The 19207-nt window shown below is 70.1% G+C and carries 18 protein-coding genes and 1 pseudogene; 5 read left to right on the top strand and 14 right to left on the bottom strand.

Annotated features, from left to right (window positions below; all coding sequences use genetic code 11):
- Positions 1-277 precede the first annotated feature (277 nt).
- Positions 278-1564: an NAD(P)/FAD-dependent oxidoreductase gene (locus B0I31_RS37860; protein WP_106620197.1), complete on the top strand. Its 1287-nt coding sequence runs from the start codon at positions 278-280 to the stop codon at positions 1562-1564.
- A 141-nt stretch (positions 1565-1705) separates the two neighbouring features.
- Here the strand turns inward: B0I31_RS37860 and B0I31_RS37855 are convergent, their stop codons facing one another.
- The gene (locus tag B0I31_RS37855) at positions 1706-2014 is read right to left on the bottom strand and encodes a DUF3140 domain-containing protein (protein WP_106620196.1); all 309 of its coding nucleotides are present in this window, start codon (positions 2012-2014) and stop codon (positions 1706-1708) included.
- A complete protein-coding gene (locus B0I31_RS37850; RefSeq protein ID WP_106620195.1) occupies positions 2011-2226 on the bottom strand; it encodes a hypervirulence associated TUDOR domain-containing protein in 216 nt (71 codons plus the stop codon). Before B0I31_RS37850 ends, B0I31_RS37855 begins: the two co-directional genes overlap by 4 nt.
- 338 nt (positions 2227-2564) lie before the next feature.
- Between B0I31_RS37850 and B0I31_RS37845 the strand changes: the two genes are divergently transcribed.
- Positions 2565-3971 (top strand): PP2C family protein-serine/threonine phosphatase, encoded by a 1407-nt coding sequence (locus B0I31_RS37845; RefSeq protein ID WP_219910990.1) that lies wholly within the window; start codon positions 2565-2567, stop codon positions 3969-3971.
- The gene (locus tag B0I31_RS37840) at positions 3968-4327 is read left to right on the top strand and encodes an STAS domain-containing protein (protein ID WP_106620194.1); all 360 of its coding nucleotides are present in this window, start codon (positions 3968-3970) and stop codon (positions 4325-4327) included. The genes B0I31_RS37845 and B0I31_RS37840 overlap by 4 nt, the downstream gene beginning before the upstream one ends.
- Before the next feature lie 402 nt (positions 4328-4729).
- Here the strand turns inward: B0I31_RS37840 and B0I31_RS37835 are convergent, their stop codons facing one another.
- From B0I31_RS37835 to B0I31_RS37790, 10 genes are all read right to left on the bottom strand, one after another.
- A complete protein-coding gene (locus tag B0I31_RS37835) occupies positions 4730-5722 on the bottom strand; it encodes an NAD-dependent epimerase/dehydratase family protein (protein ID WP_106620193.1) in 993 nt (330 codons plus the stop codon).
- A 212-nt stretch (positions 5723-5934) separates the two neighbouring features.
- A complete protein-coding gene (locus B0I31_RS41415) occupies positions 5935-6120 on the bottom strand; it encodes a lytic polysaccharide monooxygenase (RefSeq protein WP_219910989.1) in 186 nt (61 codons plus the stop codon).
- Positions 6121-6411: 291 nt separating this feature from the next.
- On the bottom strand, positions 6412-6834 hold the full coding sequence (locus B0I31_RS37825) for a DoxX family membrane protein (protein ID WP_106620192.1): 423 nt from the start codon (positions 6832-6834) through the stop codon (positions 6412-6414).
- Positions 6831-7211: a hypothetical protein gene (locus B0I31_RS37820; protein ID WP_106620191.1), complete on the bottom strand. Its 381-nt coding sequence runs from the start codon at positions 7209-7211 to the stop codon at positions 6831-6833. Before B0I31_RS37820 ends, B0I31_RS37825 begins: the two co-directional genes overlap by 4 nt.
- A 100-nt stretch (positions 7212-7311) precedes the next feature.
- Positions 7312-8019 carry a hypothetical protein gene (locus B0I31_RS37815; RefSeq protein ID WP_106620190.1) on the bottom strand — a complete coding sequence of 236 codons (708 nt, stop codon included), beginning with the start codon at positions 8017-8019 and terminating at the stop codon, positions 7312-7314.
- A 211-nt stretch (positions 8020-8230) separates the two neighbouring features.
- On the bottom strand, positions 8231-10528 hold the full coding sequence (locus tag B0I31_RS37810) for a family 49 glycosyl hydrolase (protein WP_106620189.1): 2298 nt from the start codon (positions 10526-10528) through the stop codon (positions 8231-8233).
- Positions 10529-10580: 52 nt separating this feature from the next.
- Complete coding sequence (locus B0I31_RS37805) at positions 10581-12308, bottom strand: alpha-glucosidase (RefSeq protein WP_106620188.1); 1728 nt, start codon at positions 12306-12308, stop codon at positions 10581-10583.
- A 19-nt stretch (positions 12309-12327) separates the two neighbouring features.
- Positions 12328-13230: a carbohydrate ABC transporter permease gene (locus B0I31_RS37800; RefSeq protein ID WP_106620187.1), complete on the bottom strand. Its 903-nt coding sequence runs from the start codon at positions 13228-13230 to the stop codon at positions 12328-12330.
- Complete coding sequence (locus B0I31_RS37795; protein ID WP_106620186.1) at positions 13217-14179, bottom strand: carbohydrate ABC transporter permease; 963 nt, start codon at positions 14177-14179, stop codon at positions 13217-13219. The genes B0I31_RS37800 and B0I31_RS37795 overlap by 14 nt, the downstream gene beginning before the upstream one ends.
- Before the next feature lie 27 nt (positions 14180-14206).
- Positions 14207-15487: an ABC transporter substrate-binding protein gene (locus B0I31_RS37790; RefSeq protein WP_106620185.1), complete on the bottom strand. Its 1281-nt coding sequence runs from the start codon at positions 15485-15487 to the stop codon at positions 14207-14209.
- A gap of 190 nt (positions 15488-15677) precedes the next feature.
- Between B0I31_RS37790 and B0I31_RS37785 the strand changes: the two genes are divergently transcribed.
- Both B0I31_RS37785 and B0I31_RS37780 read left to right on the top strand, forming a co-directional pair.
- Positions 15678-16841, top strand: a complete 1164-nt coding sequence (locus B0I31_RS37785; protein ID WP_106620184.1) for an ROK family transcriptional regulator — start codon at positions 15678-15680, stop codon at positions 16839-16841.
- Between the two features lie 346 nt (positions 16842-17187).
- The gene (locus B0I31_RS37780; protein WP_106620183.1) at positions 17188-17772 is read left to right on the top strand and encodes a dihydrofolate reductase family protein; all 585 of its coding nucleotides are present in this window, start codon (positions 17188-17190) and stop codon (positions 17770-17772) included.
- Positions 17773-17864: 92 nt separating this feature from the next.
- Here B0I31_RS37780 and B0I31_RS37775 read toward each other — a convergent pair whose 3' ends face one another.
- Both B0I31_RS37775 and B0I31_RS42355 read right to left on the bottom strand, forming a co-directional pair.
- Positions 17865-18872 (bottom strand): RNA polymerase subunit sigma-70, encoded by a 1008-nt coding sequence (locus B0I31_RS37775; RefSeq protein WP_106620182.1) that lies wholly within the window; start codon positions 18870-18872, stop codon positions 17865-17867.
- 250 nt (positions 18873-19122) lie between these two features.
- Positions 19123-19207, bottom strand: a pseudogene (locus B0I31_RS42355) (fasciclin domain-containing protein); the annotation flags it as partial.

Raw genomic sequence — 19207 nt, 5'->3', positions numbered from 1 at the left:
CCACGACGTGCCTTCGGCCACCGGCACGGCGGTGCTGTCGCGGCAGGATCCGCCGACACGATCGACCGGTCCGCCGCGCATCGCGCACGTGGGGCGTGCCGCGCCGCACGATCGACGATACGGCCGGTCAAGACCATCGGCTTGATGAGCCGTTCCAGGGGACGACGCGGCGGTCGGCCGACAACTTCGGCGCCACCCACCGCCGCACCCGCCGTCGTGCCGTCCCGCGGTCGCTGAGGTTGACTGATCCCGGTACGTCACAGGGCAGGAAGGGCGCGTGGTGGAACCGGACGTCGACGTCGTGGTCGTCGGAGCAGGGCTCGCCGGGCTCGCGGCGGCATGGCGGCTGCACCGTGCCGGCCTGGCGGTCACGGTGTGCGAAGCCGGCACCGAGGTCGGTGGCCGGGTGCGCACGGACCTGGTCGACGGGTTCCGACTGGACCGGGGGTTCCAGGTGCTGCTGCCCTCCTACCCGGAAGTACGGCGACTCTTCGACCTCTCGGCCTTGGACCTGCGGCCCTTCGTGCGCGGCGCGGTCGCGGTCACCACCACCGGGCGACAACACCTCGTCCCGCCGTGGAGAGCGCCGTCCGCGACGACGGGCACGGTGCTCGGCCGGGTGGCCGACGCGGTGCGGTTCGCCGCGAACCGCCCAAGGGACGTCGCCGCCGTGAGCGCGCTCTCGGCGCGTCTTCTCCTCGGGCCGGACGCGGCGGTGCGAGGGCGACCGACCGACGACCGGTCGATCCGGGCCGAACTGTCCCGGTGGGGCATCACGGACCGCACGGTCGAGGACGTCCTCAAGCCGTTCCTCGCCGGGGTGTTCCTCGATCCGTCCCTGGGAGGCTCGGCTCGGGCCTTCCGCCTGATCTGGCGGTGCTTCCTCAGGGGCGGTGGTGCCGTGCCCAACGCCGGGATGCAGGAGCTGCCCCGCCAACTGGCCCGCTCCCTGCCGAGTCGGTCGATCCGCACCGGGCACGCGGTCGAACAGGTCCGCGGGACCGCTGTCCACCTCGCGGACGGGACCGTGATCTCAGCACGAGCGGTCGTGGTCGCCACCGACGGCGCGACCGCGCACCGGCTCGTCCCGGAGGTGCCGGAACCTGCCTGGCACGGTGTCACCACGTGGTACTTCGCCGCACCCGCCTCCGCGGACGACCAGCCGGTGCTGGTCCTCGACGGTGACTCGGACCTGCTGATCAACACGGCGGTGATCAGCGCCGTGGCCGAGGGCTACGCACCCGCGGGCAAGGCGTTGATCACCGCCTCGATACCCGACCGGGTGATGGGTGCCGACGAGTCCGTCGAGTCACGGGTTCGCGCGCGGTTGGGCGCACTGCACGACCGTGACGCCGGCGGCTGGGAACTCGTGGCCCGGTACGCGATACCGCACGCGTTGCCGGTGACGTCGCCGGGCCGTCCGATGCGGCAACCGGTGCGGTTCGGCGAAGGCCGGTACGTGTGCGGCGACCACCGGGACACCGCCTCCATCCAGGGCGCACTGGTGTCCGGTCGCCGCACCGCCGACATCGTGCGGCGGGACCTGTCCGACGGCGTCCGGTGAACAGCGGGCCGCCGAGCCCGTTGCTCAGGGGTCGGCGGCGGCGGGTGCGGTCAGGACCTGTGTTGTCCGCAGCGTGTGCCGTCGCAGTCGATCAGTGCCGTCGTCGGGAAGCGCCGCGCCGTCGTCCTGCCGGCGCGGTGGTCAGTCCTTGAGAGGATCGTGTCCCCAGTTCATCAGCGAGTAGCGCCACCTCGTGTGCCCGACATCCCCGGCCGGGCGCTGGGCGAGGTGCCGGTGGACGTAGCCGACGACCTTGCGCATGTGCGCGTGGTCGTCCTCGGTCAACTCACCCTTCTTGGTCCGCAGCAGCTCCACGATCCGCCTGCCGGACTCGTGCCCGACCGACTCCCCACCGGTGGACTGCCCGACCGACTTCGACTCGTCGGTGTTGAGCCACCGCTCCAACTCCGCCGCCGTCATGTTCACGGCCTCGTCGAATTCGCCGCTCACGAGTCGTCCTCCAGCGCGGTCGGCTTGTGCACCGCGTCCTTGCCGCTCTTGTCGCTGCGCACCCGGTACTGCGGATCTTCCTCCGACGCCCGCACCTGCCGGCCGGCCGCCTCGGTGTCCTCGGTGATCTCCTCGACCACCTCGCCGTGCACCGTCTGCCCGTGACTGGACCAGGTGACCTCGTCACCCTTGCGGAACTCCTTCTCACCCATGACCGAAGTCTGTGCCGCGACACCGGGCCCCGCATGACGGTCACGTGCCGATCAAGCGCGGGACGCGTCGTTCTCACCCGATGGGGTGACCCGGTCACCTGGCGCATGTCGCCCGGCAGCCGGGCGGGCCACGGCGGGGACGCTTGGGCCATCGGCCACCTGAGGTGGACAGCACCACACGGACAGGGGCGGGATCGGCAATCAGCCGGTCCCGCCCCTGGCGCGCGCACCGCACGGCGTCGCCGTGCCCGGTCGGTTCACGATCGGCTGGTGGCCGGCGGCGACCTCGTGCCAGGCTGGACCTGTCTGGTCGACTGGTCGGAGCGGTGGTGGCTGAGGTGGGTGTTCCACGGCGGGAGGCGGCGAGGTCGCCGGCGGACCGCGGGAAGTCGCCCGAGGACGTCGAGGCGGCGCGGATCGCCGCCGTGCGGCGGTACGACATCCTCGACACGCCACCGGACGGAGCCTTCGACCGGATCGCGCGACTGGCCGCGCGGTGGTTCGACGTCCCGATCGCGACGGTGACGATCGTGGACGAGGACCGGATCTGGTTCAAGGCCACTCACGGCTTGGACGGGGTGACGCAGATCGGCCGTGACCCCGGCTTGTGCGGATCAGCGATCCTCGCCGACGAGCCCTACGTGGTCACCGACGCGGCACACGACCCGCGATCGCGGGACAACCCGCTGGTCACCGGCGACCTCGGAGTCCGGTTCTACGCCGCCGCACCGATCGTCACCGCGGAGGGCGAGCGGTTGGGCACGGTGAACGTGATCGACACCCGTCCGAGGGAGATCAAGGAGGCGGAGATCGACACGCTGCGCGATCTCGCGGCGGTGGTGCTGGACGAGTTGGAGCTGCGCATGGCGGCGATTCACCGGTTGAGGGCGGAACGGGAGCAGCGGCAGCAGGCCGAACGCGACCGCTCGGAGATCGAGTCGTTCGCCTCCACCCTGCAACGCAGCCTGATCCCACCGGCACTCCCCCGCATCTCGGGGCTGGAACTGGCGGCGCACTACCAGCCCGCGTCCGTACGCCAGGTGGGTGGCGACTTCTACGACGTCTTCCCCATGGCCGGTGGCCGGTGGGCCGTCGTGCTCGGCGACGTGTGCGGCAAGGGCGCGCCGGCGGCGGCGCTGACCTCGTTCGTCCGGTACACGCTGCGGTCGCTGGCCGCGCACCACGACGACCCCGCGGAGGCATTGACCGAGCTGAACACCGCGATGATCGCCGAGCAGACCCTCGACGCGATGCCGAAGTTCTGCACCGCTGTGTTCGCCGTGCTCACCCCGCAGCCCTCCGCGGAGGCGAGTGAGCCAACGGGGTTCGACGTGACCGTCGTCTCCGGCGGCCACCCACCGCCGTACCTGCTGTCCCCCTCGGGTGACGTCCGGCCCCTGTCCACACCGGAGGGGATGCTCATCGGCATGCTGCCCGACGCCCGCTTCGTCACCTGCACCGCCACCCTGCGCCCCGGCGACGCCCTGGTGCTCTACACAGACGGCCTCACCGAGGCTCGCACGCACGGCGGCGAGGAGTTCGGCGAGGAGGCGGTGCGGGCGTTCCTCGGCGGGCACGGCGGCTGCCGGGCCGACGAGCTGACCGGGCACGTGGTCGCACTGCTCGACCGGTTCGACGCACAACGCGCCGACGACGTCGCCCTGCTGGTCTTGAGCATGCCGCCTGTTCCCGACCTACAGGATCCCGCGGGCTCCGACACCCAGGAAGACGGCGAGCGCCAGTGAACAACCTGCCCAGAGTCACCGTCACGCGGACCACGACGACAATCGACGAGCGGACCACGCTCGACGTGGGCGGTGAGATCGACTACAGCACCGCCCCCGGCATGTACGGCGACGTGCTGGCCATGACCAGCGGCGTGCTCCACCTCGTGCTGGACTTCTCGCGCGTCGAGTTCTGCGACTCCTCGGGGCTGAGCGCCCTGCTCGGCGTCTGGCGACGACTGCACGCAGACGGCGGCACGCTCACCATCACCGACGCGCCCTCCCACGTCGCCAAAGCCATGCGGGTCGTCGGCATGGACGAGCTCATCACCGTCCACCCCCGCTCGACCGGCACCACGCCGACCTCGACCACCTGATGAGCGGCAGCAGCTGCGGGACCTGCGCGAGCGAGGGGCGGAGACAGCGGCAGTGCCGCTCGTTCGACCGCGATTCCCCGGGTGGCCGTCAGGGGGGTCGCGGTCGGCTCGCAGGGACCGGATGGCGACGCCGAGCAGGGCGTCGACCCACCGGCTGCCGGTGACGTCGCGGGAGGTCGGCGCCGGTCGCGGCGGACGCAACCGCAACCAGGGCGCCGAATCCACGCTCGCGCTGCTTCTCGACACTCCAGCACGCCCGCACGTTCACGGGAGCACCGGGTGAGTGCCCTGGTCACCCGCGGCCGGGTGCAGCCGCGGCCGGACCCGGGCCGGGTCGCCACCAGGCTGTTCGGACCGACAGACCCGAACCGGACTCGGAGCGACCCGGATGGCCGGCCGATCTCACCGCCCGTCCAGCAGTTCGGCTTCCTCCGCCGCGGTCAGGCCGGCCTGCCGCTCGCGATCGGTGCCGAGCGCGCGTTCGGTTTCCAGTGCGGCCAGGGCCGTCTCGGCGATCGGCCTGCACCGCAGGCCGGCGGCCAGGGCCGGGGCGGTGTCGCGGTCGACCACGCCCCAGAGGATGTCGGGCAACCACAGCGGCAGTGATCGCGGGCCCTGCCAGGGCATGATGCCCGCCGCACCGAGCTCTTCCGGTGACACCGGGACGCGCTCCAAGTCGGCGGCGCCGACCGCGGTCGCGATCTCGTCCAGCACCGTGCCGAGGGTGGTGGGAGGGCCGCAGGTGTCGAAGGTGCCGGTGATCCCCTGCTCGCCCGCGAGCACGATCCACTCGGCGAGATCGCGGACGTCGATGATCTGGCACGGCTGGTCGGGCGCGTCGGGGACCACCGCGCGCCCGCCGCGGGCGAACCTGGCCGGCCAGTAGCCGAACCGGTCGGCCTCGTCGTCCGGACCGCAGACCAGGCCGGGGCGCACCACCAGCGCGCGGTCACCGACCGCCTCCATGACCGCTTGCTCGGAGGCCACCTTGATCTGCCCGTAGGCGCCGAAGTCCTCTGGATCCGTCGGGTCGGTGTAGCGCGGTTCCCGCACCGGGTCGTCCACACCGCCGCCGCGGCGCGACAGGTCGGCGTAGACGCTCATCGTCGAGACGAACGTCCAGTGCCCGGCCTTCTCACCCAGCTCGGCCAACGCCTCCCGCACCCACCGGTAGGAGATGAAGGCCACGTCGACCACGGCGTCGAACTGCTCACCGCGCAGTGGCGCCAACGCGTCCTCGGTGTCGCGGTCCACCTTCACCAACCGGGCCCCTTCGGGTGGCATCCCGGACTCACCCCGAGCGGCGCAGATCACTTCGTGCCCCCGCGCCACCGCGGCGGCGGCGACCGCCTGGGACAGGAACCGGGTGCCGCCCAGTACCAACCAACGCCCCATCGAAAATCCCCCTACCCGCGCCGGACGAGCGCGGACGCTGATGATCAGTCCCAGCAGATGTCGGAGATCGACGCTAACAGGTCTCGGCCGCTCGCCTCGACCGTTCGGAGGGCAGGCCTGCGGTCAGGTGGGCATCCCGAAGAAACACCGGCGCGGACCCTTGACGACGGCGGCACCGCCCCGTTCGTCGCGGGACGGTGCCGTTCCGGAGCTCAGCCGAAGTCGACGTCACCGCACAGGAAGTACTTCTTGTCCACGTGCGAGGCCTTCCAGATCGTGATGACGACGTGGCGGCCGGTGCAGCCGGAGGTGTTCACCTCGGTCTTGTAGTCGGGTGGTGGAGAGGCGGCAGGGCCGCCCACGGTGGCGTCGTCCCGGTAGGTCCGTGACGACGCCACCGCTCTTGCGGGAGCGGGGTCGCAGGCCGCCACCGGCGACCCCGCTCACCCCTGCGCGGTTCGGGCCGGGCAGGGGTGTCCGGGGCGCGTCAGGCGGGTGCGCCGTTGACGGAAGCCCTGCTTGTTCGCGGGCGCCCAGGTCGCCGGTTGCCGACCGGGCGCGCCGGGGGCGTTCTCCGCCGCCGATCCGGTCCCGGGCACGCCCGCGACCAGTGCCGCCCCTGACGCCGGTACGGTCGCGCTGCTCGCCACCCTGCGTCGTGCGGATCGCATGTGCCACCTCGTTGTGGTCTATTTTCGTGCGCCGATGAGTTCTTGGGCCTGCTGTCGTGGTTGATCCGCGGCCATCAGCACCAGGCACGCGGTGATCAGGACGAGGTTCTTGACCACGAACTCGCCCTCGGTGGTGAGCAGCAGCGGGTTGCCCTCCTGGAACGCCGCCTGCGGCTGGACCACCAGCACCAGGAACGTCCCCAGCAGGTGGGCCAGGGCGACCGCCGCGACCCAGCGCAGCCGGCGGCCGAGCCACAGGGCCGCGCCGAGCACGATCTCCACCGTGCCGAGCGAGACCAGCAGCAGGTGGCGGTCCAGCCAGGGCACGGTGCGGGCGACCAGGTCGGCGACCGGTGTCAGGTCGGCGACCTTGAGCGCGCCGAACCAGACGAAGACCAGGCCGAGCGAGCCGCGCAGCAACGTGACCGCGCGGGCGGTCATGGTGCACCGCAGGTGGTGGTGTCGGCGGGGTCGACGCGCCACTGGCCGTCGTGCAGGCGCAGCAGGTGCTCGCCGGTGCGCTCGCCGTGCCGCCAGGCGACCCGGGCGAGGTCCGGCCCGTCGCTGACGACGCCGAGCACCTCGTACGGGACTCCGGGCTCGCAGTGCGCGAGCCGGTCGACGAACGCCTCGCGCGGGTCGCGCCGCTGTGCGTCGGTGGTCCACATGTTCCAGGCCGTGGTCGGGTCGCCACCCGAGAGCAGGCCGAGGTAGGTGGTGGCGACCCCGCGCAGCCGCGCGGCGTCCTCCGCCGTCATCGAGTGGTGCCGGTGGTGAGAGTGGTCGGGTTCGCCGGACGCGCAACCGGCGGCGACCACGAAGGTCAGGGCAAAGCAGACAAGGGTCTTCACGTGGATCCTCCCGGGATGGCCGGGCAGCGGCCCCGCGTCGTTGCGGGGCCGCCACCCCTACCTGGCGTCAGTTGCCCAGGCGCTTGGTGCCGTACTGGGAGATCCAGTGGTTGCCGCCGACGTTCATGTCCGCCAGGACCTCGACGGAGTCACGCGTGGCCTCCAGGCTCATCGAGCCCTGGTTGGAGCCCGCCAGCTCGTAGGTCCACGTCTGCCCGACCGGGACGTTGCGGTCGGCCAGCGGCACGTCGTGGAACCCGAGCCGGATGATGTAGTGCGACTCGCCGTTGCCGCGCGGGACCTCGACGTAGTCCTGCTGCGGGTGCCCGTACTGGACCGACGCCCGGTAGTGGTGGTCGACCGAGCCCGAGGGCGCCCGGAACTTCAGCACCAGGCAGTCGGTGTGCACGGGCGAGCTGCTGGTGTTGGTGAAGATGAGCTTGCGGTTGCCGTAGTACGTGCCGCCTTCGAGCTGCACCTTGACCGACAGGCCGACGTTGCTCTTGAAACCGGTGTTCAGCGGCTCGTCGAGGACCGGGTTGCGGCCCGGCACGGCGTAGTCCGTGCCGCGGCGGCACCGCTCCATGGGCGAGCCGTCCACCGAGGAGGGCCCGTCCGGGTACTGCTGGCCGTGGGCCGCCGGCCCCGCGCTCACGGGGGACGTGACCGCGACGACGTTCGCGCTCGCGGGCAGCGAGGACGCGACGAACGCCGCGGACAGCGCGAGACCGGCGACTCCGGTGGCGGACCAGGCCGCCTTGGCCGATTTCTTCATGGTGTGCCTCCGTCAGGATCGGAAGGAAGCGCCCGGGGAAAGGAGTGACCCACCGGGGCTCGGTACACCGTGGCGGCGGCGTTTTCAGGTTAGTGGTTCGCGATTTTCCCTGTCAACAAAGGATGTTCGCGTAGTACCCGATCAGACTAATAGGACCATCCATTGTGGACTGAAGGTCCGAGTGCGGGTAACTGCTGCGGTGCGGGGAAGATCAGCTGGTGAGAGTCCACTTCTGACTGTTCCAGCTGCCGCAGTCCCACAGGTGCAGGCGGGCGCCGTCGGCCGTGCTCTGGCCTTCGATGTCCAGGCAGCGGTTGGACTTGAGGTTCTTCAGGGTGCCGTTGGCCTGGAAGGCCCACTTCTGGCTGTCCCAGGGGCCGCAGTCCCACAGGTGGGCCTTGGTGCCGTTGGCGGTGGCGCCGCCTTCGACGTCCACGCACTTGCCGCCGGACTTCAGCTGCTGCCCGTCGAGCGCCCAGGTCATGGACGCCACCTCGGCGCACGCCCACTGCTGGATCGCGGTGCCGTTCGCCGTGCCGCCACCCGCGCGGTCGACGCACTTGGCGGTCGCGCCGTTGACGATCGTGCCGCCGGTGACCGGGTCGGGGTTGTTGCCGCCGGGACCCCAGGCGTTCCAGTTGTCCCAGGTCTCGGCGTCGAAGCCGATCCGGCCGAGCTTGTCCGCGGCCCAGTTGGTGCCGGCCTTGTCGATGACGGTGCCGCCGACCGTGTAGTTCTCCAGCTTCAGGCCGCGGCTGTCACGGGTCTCGTTGCCCAGGGTCACCTTCTGCCCGCTGCCGTTGCTGTACCGCTTGAGCAGGCTGACCTGCGAGGAGTTGTCCAGCTGGTTCCAGGCGTCGATCTTGAGGTTCTTGACGTGGATGTTCTCGGTGCTGGACAGGGCGAAGACGCGGATCGCGCAGTTGGTCATGCCCTCGACGGTGATGTTCTCGAAGGTCATGTTCTTCACCCACGTGCCGGGGTTCGCCGTGGTGGTCGAGCCCATGTTCTCCCAGTGCGAGGAGGAGTTGAGGATGCAGGTGTTGTACTTGACGTCCTTCCAGTACATCCGGTTGTGGATGACGTGGGTGTTGGAGACCCGCACGTTGTCGATGTTGCGAGGGGTCCAGCCCCACTGGATGACGGGGCCGTTCTCGTTCTTCCAGATCACCGTGTTATCGATGTTGACGTTGCTGTGGTACATCTTCAGCACGTCGTCGTTGGCGTTGAAGAACGTGTTCCTCATGGTGCTGCCGCGGTAGAGCTCGATGCCGTCCGTCTGCCAGTACCAGGAGCCGACCTGCTTGTAGTTCTCGACCCGCATGCTGAAGGTCTGCTCGTCGCCGTAGACGACGAACGAGTGGTACGGGGGCTCGTTGATGGTCACACCCTGCAGGTCCAGGTGCTGCTGCCGACCCTGGGCCGACTGGAACTGCAGCATCTTCACGCACGTGGAGTGGCAGTTGGACGAGCCGGAGAGGTGGTTGTAGTTGTTGGCGGTGTCGGCCTCGTAGACGTACTGCTCACCGGAGAGCACGCCGTAGCCGGTCACCTTGTACAGGCCCTGGCTGTCGTCGGGGAACCGGATGGCGCCCTTCACGTACGCCCCGGGCGCCAGGTAGACCCACTTGACCTGCTTGGGCAGCAGCGCGTGGTACTTCGAGGTCATGTAGTAGGTGCCGGGCCGGAAGTACACGATCTCCTCGCTGATCGTGTTCAGGTTGGTGACCTGCCCCTGCGACGGGTAGTAGGTGCTGCCCGAGGCCGAGGTGGGGATCAGCCGGTCCCGCTCCGCCCCGGTGGGCGCCGGTTCGGCGAAGATCATCATGGAGTTGCGCGGCTCGGTGTGGATGGCGCGGTTGCCGCCGCCCGAGGCGGTGGTGAGCTTGCCCGCGTCACCCGCCGGACCCGACATGTCGTTGTACGCCGTGTACAGCTGCGGGTCGAACTCGACGGAGAAGCGGTGGCCCGCCGCGCTGTAGGGGACCTTGATGCGCACGGTGTCGCCGTCGACGAGCTGCTTGGCGAAGTCCAGGCCGCTGGGCTTGATCTTGACCTGGTCGGCCGACGAGATGCTCTGGCCGGTGCGCAGCGAGACGTCGACCCACACGTCGGTGGCGTACTGGAAGGACGACCAGCTCATCGTCAGGTTCGCCGCCGAGGAGAACTCGGCGCCGTCCTCCTTGGTGTAGCCGATCTTGCCCTTGCCGCTGCGCGCGATGCTCATGTACGCGAACGAGTCGTACCTGGTCGTGGGCGCCGCCGCGGTGGCGACCTGGACGTCGTAGAACGACGAGCGCCTGACCTTGTCGCTCGCGACCGGGCTGGAGGTGTTGAACTCGTGGTTGTCGTGCCACCACGTCTTGAGCTGCTCGGTGTCGGCGGTGGAGACGGCGGCCTGGGCCGGTGGCGTCCCCGCACCCACCCAGGCCGGCGCGACGGCGCCGACCAGGGCGAGCACCAGGCAGGCGGCGAGCGCCGCCGGCCTGCTCATTCGTGCTGCGGGCATGGCGAATCCTCTTCTCGACGTTGGGAAGGGTTTGCGTCGTACTACTGCGGCCTCACTTCATGAAGACGTGGGCGGACCACGGCTCCATGGGGATCCGGCCGCTCACGACCGACGGCTCGTCGACGTTGGTCAGCAGCAGGTCGGCAGCCGACCAGGCGCCGTCCAGGGTGGCGGTCTGCGGCGTGCCGCCGAGGTTGGCCACGACGAGCAAGCGGTCGTTGTCCAGGGTGCGTTCGTAGGCGTAGAGGTAGGGCTCGTCGGCCAGGACCATCCGGAAGTCGCCGCGCGCGATCACCGGCAGCGAGTGGCGCAGCTCGATGAGCCGGCGGTAGTGGTTGAAGACGGAGTCCGGGTCGTCGTACTGGGCCTGGGCGTTGAGCCAGGTGTGGTTGGGGTTAACCTCGATCCACGGCTCACCGGCCGTGAACCCGGCGTTCGGGCTCGCGTCCCACTGCACCGGTGTGCGGCCGTTGTCGCGGCCCATCGCGCGCAGGCCGCGCAGCACCGACTCCGGATCGCCGCCGGCGGCGACGGCCTCGGCGTAGTGGTTGAGCGACTCGACGTCGCGCATCTCGTGCACGCCGGCGAACGGCGCGTTCGTCATCCCCAGCTCCTCGCCCTGGTAGACGAACGGCGTGCCCCGCTGCAGGTGCAGCACGGTCGCCAGGGCGGTCGCCGACTCGCGCCAGTACTTGCGGTCGTCGCCGAACCGCGACACCACGCGGGGCTGGTCGTGGTTGTTCCAGTACAGGCTGTTCCACCCGACGTCGGCCAGCGCGGTCTGCCACCGGCCCAGCGACGCCTTGAGGTCGCGAAGGTCCAGCGGCTTCGGGTCGAACTTGCCGCCGGGCCCGTGGTCCAGCGACACGTGTTCGAACTGGAACACCATGTCCAGCTCGCGCCGCGCGGGGTCGGTGAACAGCCGGGCCTGCTCCCACGTCACGCCCAGCGTCTCACCCACGTTGAGCAGCTGACCGGACCGCCCCTCGAACACCTCGCGGTGCATCTCCTGGAGGAACTCGTGGATGCGCGGCCCCGTGCTGTAGTGGGGGAACCCGTCGCCGAGACCGCCGGTGCCGGTGGTGGCGCCGTCCGGCAGCTCGGGGTTCTTGGAGATGAGGTTGATGACGTCCATCCGGAAGCCGTCCACGCCCCGGTCCAGCCACCACCGCATCATCGCGTGGACAGCCTCCCTGACCTCGGGGTTCTCCCAGTTGAGGTCCGGCTGCTTGCGGTCGAACAGGTGCAGGTAGTACTCCCCCGTCGCCTCGTCCAACGTCCACGTGGGGCCGGAGAAGAACGACTCCCAGTTCGTCGGCTCCGCGCCGGGCTGCCCGGCCTCGAAACCCTCGCGCGGCGGACGCCACCAGTACCAGTCCCGTTTGGGGCTGTCCTTGGACGAGCGGGACTCGACGAACCACGGGTGTTCGTCCGAGGTGTGGTTGACCACCAGGTCCATCACCAGCTTCATCCCGCGGGCGTGCACCTCGGCCAGCAGGCGGTCGAAGTCCTCCAGCGTGCCGAACGCGGGGTCGATCGCCTGGTAGTCGGAGATGTCGTAGCCGTTGTCGGCGTGCGGCGAGGCGTAGACGGGCGACAGCCAGATCACGTCGACGCCCAACCGCTCCAGGTGGTCCAACCGCGACGTGACGCCGTTGAGGTCGCCGACGCCATCGCCGTTGGAGTCGGCGAAGCTGCGCGGGTAGACCTGGTACACCACTGCCGAGGTCCACCACGGTGCGGTGCCCACGGTCGTGGCCACTGTCTGCTCGAGAGTCATGGATGTCCTTCGTGGGGAGTTATTTGACCGCGCCGAGGTTGACGCCGCGCATGAGCGTGCGTTGGAAGAGGATGAAGAACACGAGTGCGGGCAGGATGCCCGCCAGCGAGGCGGCGGCCAGGGCGGTGGGGTCGCTGGTGTACTGCCCGCTCAACGCGCCGAGCGCGACCGACACGGTCTGGTTGTCCGCCGAGGGCAGCAGCACCAGGGGCAGGAAGAAGTCGTTCCACGTCCAGATGAAGAAGAACGTCATCAGCACGGCCATGGTCGGCCTGGTCAGCGGCAACACCACCAGCCGCAGCACCTGGAAGCGGCTGGCGCCGTCGAGCCTGGCGGCCTCCAGCACCTCCGGCGGGAACGTGCCGAGCACCGAGGACAGCATGTAGGTGCCGAACGCGCTCTGGAGCACGGCCAGGATGATGACGACGCCGGTCATCGTGTCGTACAGCCCGAGGTCGCGGGTGAGCACGAACAGCGGGTACACCAGGGCTTCCTGCGGGATGGTGAACGCGAGCATGAACAGCGCGAGGATCCACACCCGACCGCGGATGCGGCCGATGCCGATGGCGAACGCCGACAGCAGGCTCAGCGCCACCGCGATCAGGGCCACGCTGCCGCTGATCACGACGCTGTTGAGCAGCTTGCGGTTGAAGTCGACGCCGCCCCAGAAGTCGACCAGGGCGGAGAAGTCCAGTTCGGTGGGCACGGAGACCGGCCCGTTGGCGATGTAGTCGGGCGCGGGCTTGAACGCGTTGATGACCGCGATCCAGAACGGGAACAGCATCAGCAGGCCGACCCCGGCGAGCAGGGCGAGCACCACCCAGCCGCTGACTCCGCGCTTGCGCCGCTTGACCTTTCGCACGACCGGTGCGGGAGGCGTCGTCGGGCTCACGGCCGTCTTCTCCAGGCTATCCACGGCCATCTTCGAACCCTTCGGAGTTGCGGGTCTGGTAGCGCAGCAGCGCGACCGCGACGACCGAGATCATCAGCGCCAGCACGGACGCCACCGCGGCGCCGTAGCCGACCTTGGTGGTGGTGAAGAAGTTGGAGAACGAGAAGTAGGCGGGCACGATCGTGCTGGTGCCCGGACCGCCGCGGGTGAGCACGAAGATCGGCGCGAACACCTTCAGCGCCGCCACCGACGTGGTGATCAGCACGACCGCGATCTCCGGCCGCAGCTGGTTGAGCGTGATGGTGCGGAACTGCTGCCACCAGGTCGCGCCGTCCAGCTCGGCGGCCTCGTACAGGGCCGGGTCCACCCGGGACAGCCCGGCCATGAACACCACCACGGTGTAGCCGATCTGGAGCCAGACCAGCACGTTCATCACCGCGTAGATGGCCAGGTCGGAGTCACCGAGCCAGTTCTGCGCCAGGCCGCCGAGCCCGAGGTCGCGCAGGGTGGTGTTGATGATCCCGTACTGGGGTTGGTACATCCACTTCCACAGCACGCCCGCGACCGCGATCGGCAGGATCTGCGGCAGGTAGTAGGTGGCGCGCAGGAAGCTCGCCACCTTCGACCCGAACTTCGGCGAGATGAAGTTGAACAGCACGGCCGCGACCACCACCCCGATGGCCGTCGGGAGGATCGCCATGGCCACGATGAACGCCACGCTGTGCCGGAACGACGCCCAGAACAGCGGGTCGCCCAACAACCGCTGGTAGTTCTCCAACCCGATGAACACCGGGTCGCCCACGCCCCGGAAGGACGTGAGGCTGTACCAGAGGTTCATCCCGAACGGCACGGCGACCACGGCGAGGAACCCGACCGCGCCCGGCAGGATGTACCACCAGTAGCCGCTGCGGCGTTCGGACGTGCCCTGGCGCGCGCGACGTGGCGCGACGGTGTGCGTGGCTGTGTTCGACGAGGACATGGCGATCCTTTCGGCGGTCCGACCGACCTAGGAGGTCGGCTTGCCGGCGTCGTAGGCGGCCTTGATCGCCTCGACCACCTGCTGCGGTGTCGCGTCACCACCGACGAGGTTCGTGGTGTTGGCCAGCAGCACGTCGTTCAACCCGGCCACCGGCCAGTCCGGGTACAGCGCGAGCCCGCCGTTGTCGCCGGACAGCAGCTCGGTGAACCGGTCGCTCACCAGCAGCCCCATCGCCGAGCTGGCCGAACCGGGCTCGGACGCGACCGGCACGCCACCCTTGTCGGCCAGGAAGTTCTGCACCTCGGGCCGCTGGGTGATCTCCAGGAAGTCGTACGCGAGGTCCTTGTTCTTGGCCTTCGCGGGCACGACCCACAGGTTGCCGCCGGAGCCGGGGTGCAGCTCGTTGCCGGGGAACAAGAACTGACCGGTCTTGAACGTGGGCTGCTCGGCGATCTGCCCGGACCACCACGTGCCGGAGACGAACATCGGGTACTGGCCCGCGATGAACGCGTTGCCCGCGTCCTGGGCGGGGATGCCGGTGGAGTCGGTGCTGATGTACTTCTTCTCCACCCACTGGCGCATCGTGGTGGCGGCCTTCTCCCACGCCGACCAGTCCACCTCGCCCTGGAACCGCTGGTAGGCGGCCAGGGACTGCTCGTCCATGTGCGCCAGGGCCAGCGAGTACAGCAGGTGCGGGCCGGGGTAGTCGGCCGAGCCGAGCGCCAACGGCGTGACGCCCTTGTCGGCGAAGGTCTTCAGCGCGTTCTCGAGCTCGGCCAGCGTGGTCGGCACCTGCACGTCGTGCTGGGCGAACAGGTCCTGGTTGTACCAGACGCCGACGTACTCGCCGTAGTTCGTGATCCCGTACCGCTTGCCCGACCCCATGAGCCCGTTGTCGTCGTACAGGCCGACGTCTTGGGAGGTGTTGTCCAGCTTCCAGCCGCGGGTCTTGGCGACGTCGGTCAGGTCGGTGAGCAGGCCCGCCTTGGCCACGACGCCGGCGGTGGCGTTGCCCTTGAGGTACTCCAGCACGTCCGGGGTGTCGTTGGAGTCCAGGATGAGCTGGCCGGACTGCTGCATCTGCTCGTAGGTCTTGAGCTCCTGCTTCACGGTGACGCCGGGGTGCTCCTTCTCGAAGATCGAGACGGCCTGCTTCCAGGCGGCCGACAGCGCGCTGTCGTCGGTCTCCCACCACCAGACCTTGAGCGTGTCGGGATCCCCGGAGTCACCTCCGCTCGAACACCCGGTCATCACCAGCGCCAAGGCGGCGGCCACCGCGGTGACCAGCCGTAGGGGGTGCTTGCGCATGTCGATCCTCCAGAGTCGCGACGGCGGCGTCGCCTACCGGGATTTCTTTGTCGCAACATTAAGGGCGACGTCACTGTAACGCGTCAACCCGCAGCTAGTCACGTTTTTGTCACGCAGAGGGCCTTGCCAGCTAGTTTTGTCGCGGTACTATTGCGGCCCGGTTACCCCCGACCTCGACGAGGAGTGCACGGTGCTCGACGCCGCCTCACCCTGGGCACCCCTGCTGCCCTCCGCCCGCCGCGTGACGCTGGAGGTGCTGCTCCACGGCCCGCTGGCCAGGTCGGAGCTGGCGGACCGCTTGGGCCTCTCGACGGCGAGCCTGACCCGGCTGACCAAGCCCCTGATGGACGCCGGCCTGCTGCGCGAGGTCGAGACCCCGAACCTGCGCGGCGGCGGCCGTCCGCTGCAGCCGTTGGACGTCGACCCCGACGTCCAGCGGTTCATCGGTCTCAAGCTCACGGGCTTCCGCGCCTACGGCGTGCTGACCAACCTCCGCGCCGACATCCTCGACAGCGCCACCGTCGAGATCACCGACCACGCGCCGGAGGCGGTCGTGGCGCAGGTCGCCGAGCTGGTCGCCCGGCTGGACGACCCGGCCCGGCCCGTCGCCGCCGTCGGCATCGGCATAGGCGGTGTCGTGCACGGGTTCACCCGCGTGCGGCGGGCGGTGTTCCTGCACTGGAAGGACGTCGACCTGGGCGCGGAGGTCTCCCGGGCGACCGGCAGGCCGACCGTGGTGTCCAACGACCTCGACGCCCTGCTGGAGGCCGAGCACTGGTTCGGCGACGGCCGCGACGTCGAGAGCTTCGCCGTGCTCACCATCGGCGCCGGTGTCGGCGGTGGGCTCGTGGTGCACGACCGGCTGGTCGGCGGCCCGGACTCGGGCCTCGGCCTGCTCGGGCACTTCCCCATCGACCCGCTCGGCCCGGCCTGCCCCGAGGGGCACCGCGGCTGCGTGAAAGCTCTGCTGACCACCGACGCCATCCGGTCGCAGGCCGCCCTGACCCTGGGCCGGTCCGTCACCTACGACGAGGTGCTCGACCTGGCCGAGGCCGGTGACCAGGTCGCCGACCAGATCATCGGCCGGGCCGCCCACGCGTTCGGCACGCTGATCGCGGCCGTCGCCAACATCGCCCAACCGGAACGGGTCATCCTCACCGGTGAGGGCATCCGGCTCGCCCAGGTCGCCGAGGCGCGGGTCCGCGCGGGCATCGCCCAGGCCCGCCACGCCGAAGCGTCCCCGATCGACCTGCGGTTCATCAACGACGACCCCACGCTCTGGGCCCGCGGCGCCGCCGCCGTGGCGATCCAGCGCACCGTGCTCGCCGCTCTCCCTCCACGAACCACCACCTGACCCCCGTCGCACGGGCCATCACCACGGCGGTAGCAGCCGTGGCGACGACGCACGCCCATCACCGCCGATGGACGCTCAACGAGGAGCACCAATGCGCACATCCCGTCCTCGCAGACCTCTCGGTGGCAGAGCGATCACGCTCGCCGCCGCCGGTTGCCTGCTCGTCGTGCCGCCCGCCGGGAACGGGCGCTGAAAGCAGCGGGCGCGGGCACCAGGTCCTGTGAACCGGTGCCCGCGCCCGCGCCACACCAGTCCTCCGGCCAGAGCTCGACGCGGGTCGCACAGATCAGGTTCTCGCGTCGCGCCCGTCTGTACGTGTGAGACCGACTCACTGGAGGCTGACGCCGTGCGAAAACTGACCTTCGGCATGAACGTGACCCTGGACGGCTACATCGCCGCGCCCGGCGACGACCTCGGCTGGAGCGGGGGTGAGGGCCCGGACTCGTCACCGAGCGACGAGCTGTTCCAGTGGTGGTCCGACCGGGTGGCGGCGACGGGCCTGGCGCTGTACGGGCGCAAGCTGTGGGAGGCGATGAGTCCCCACTGGCCGACCGCCGACCGGCAGCCCGGCGCCACACCGGCGGTGATCGAGTACGCCCGCCGCTGGCGGGACATGCCGAAGGTGGTGTTCTCCTCGACGATCGGCGCGGTCGACTGGAACACCCGCCTGGTCACCGGTGACGCCGTCACCGAGATCAACCGGCTCAAGGCCGAGGACGCCGGCCCGATGGACATCGGCGGCGCGACGCTCGCCGCGGCGGCCATGCGGGCCGGGCTGATCGACGAGTACGTGCTGGTCACCGTGCCGGTCCTGGTGGGCGGCGGCACGCCGTTCTTCACGGCGCTGGACAGCTGGGTGAACCTGACCCTGGTGGAGAACCGGACGTTTCCCGGCGGCGTGGTGCTGACCCGGTACGAGACGAGGCGATGAGCGCGGGCGGGGTGACTTCGACCGGCTCGTGAGGCCAGGTCGAAGTCACCCCGCCGGTGCGCTGGACTGGCCGACGAAGGGGACACGTGTGATCACAGTGTCGGGGGCAGGTCCAGCCACGGTTTGCCGGTGGCGTCGAATCCGGTGAGCTCGGCGATCCTCCCGTCGACGATGTGCAGGACCGCGACGGCGAACAGCCGGTACTCCGGGTCGTCGGGGGTGCGTCGGTACAGCGCGGCGGCAGGCATGCGGTTGAGCGTCGTGGTGGTACCGCGCCAGTCGTCGTAGCCGCGCTGGAAGAGCCCGCCGGCGACCCAGCCGTCCACCGCGTCCTCGGCCGTCACGGACGTGGTGCCCGACTCGGGCAGCATCGCGAAGCGCAGGTCGTCGCGCAGCAGGGACGTCAGCCCGTCGAGGTCGTTGCGCACATGGGCGTCGATGTACGACTTCACCACGCCGCGTTCGCCATCCGACAGCTCGTGGGTGGCGGGGCTCCGCCAGTCGAGGCGGCGGTCGGGCAGCTGCCCGCGCACCGTCACGCGCGCCCGCTGCAAAGCGCTGGTCACCGATGCGACGGTCAGCTCGAGGACGTCGGCGGCCTTCGACGCCGGCCAGCCGAGGACGTCGCGCAGGATGAACACCGCCCGCTGCCGCGGCGGCAGGTGCTGGACGGCGACGATGAACGCCAGCTCGATCGTCTCCCGCGCCACCACCGCTTCCTGCGGGTCCTCGGGGAGCACCCGGTCGGGGTACGGCTGCAGGTACAGCACCTCGGAGGCGGGGTCCGCCAGCCCGGACGGCACGGGTGTGCGGTCGTTGTGCTTGTCCAGGAAGTCCAGGCAGGCGTTCGTCGCGATCCGGTACAGCCAGGTCCGCAGCGCGGCGTGGCCCTTGAACGACTCCCGCTTGTGCCACGCCCGCAGGAACGTCTCCTGCGTCATGTCCTGGGCGTCCTCGTAGTTCGCGAGCATCCGGTAGCAGTGCACCTGCAGCTCACGCCGGTGGCGCTCGGTGACGAGCGCGAACTGCGCCGCGTCGCCTGCGCGGGCCGCCGCGATGAACGCGGCCTCGTCGGCGCCCAGCGGTCTGGCGTCGGTCATGTCGTCGATCCTTCCACCGGTGCTGAGGGGCTACCAGAACTGACGACGTGGCGGAGGATTCCTGATCGGTGCAGCCGCTGACACCGGGCGTTGCAGCTCGACGCGTCGGCTACCCGGATCAGCGATCCGGTTCGCCGGCCTCCCGAGTGGCGAACTCGCCCCACGACCGCAAGCGGTGTCCAGGTGGCGCCGTGCGAGGGCCGCGGCCACGGGGAGAGTGGTCGCGGCCCAGGGGTGCGGGGCGGTGAGGTCAGGAGGTGGGCATCATGACCTTGTCGATGACGAAGACGGTGGCGTTGGCGGTGGGGATGTTGCCGCAGAGGACCTTGGCGCCG

It is taken from the genome of Saccharothrix carnea, from assembly GCF_003014735.1.
Lineage (GTDB): Bacteria > Actinomycetota > Actinomycetes > Mycobacteriales > Pseudonocardiaceae > Actinosynnema > Actinosynnema carneum.
The sequence above is the reverse complement of the archived record's forward strand: the minus strand, read 5'-3'. Positions and strand labels throughout refer to the sequence as shown.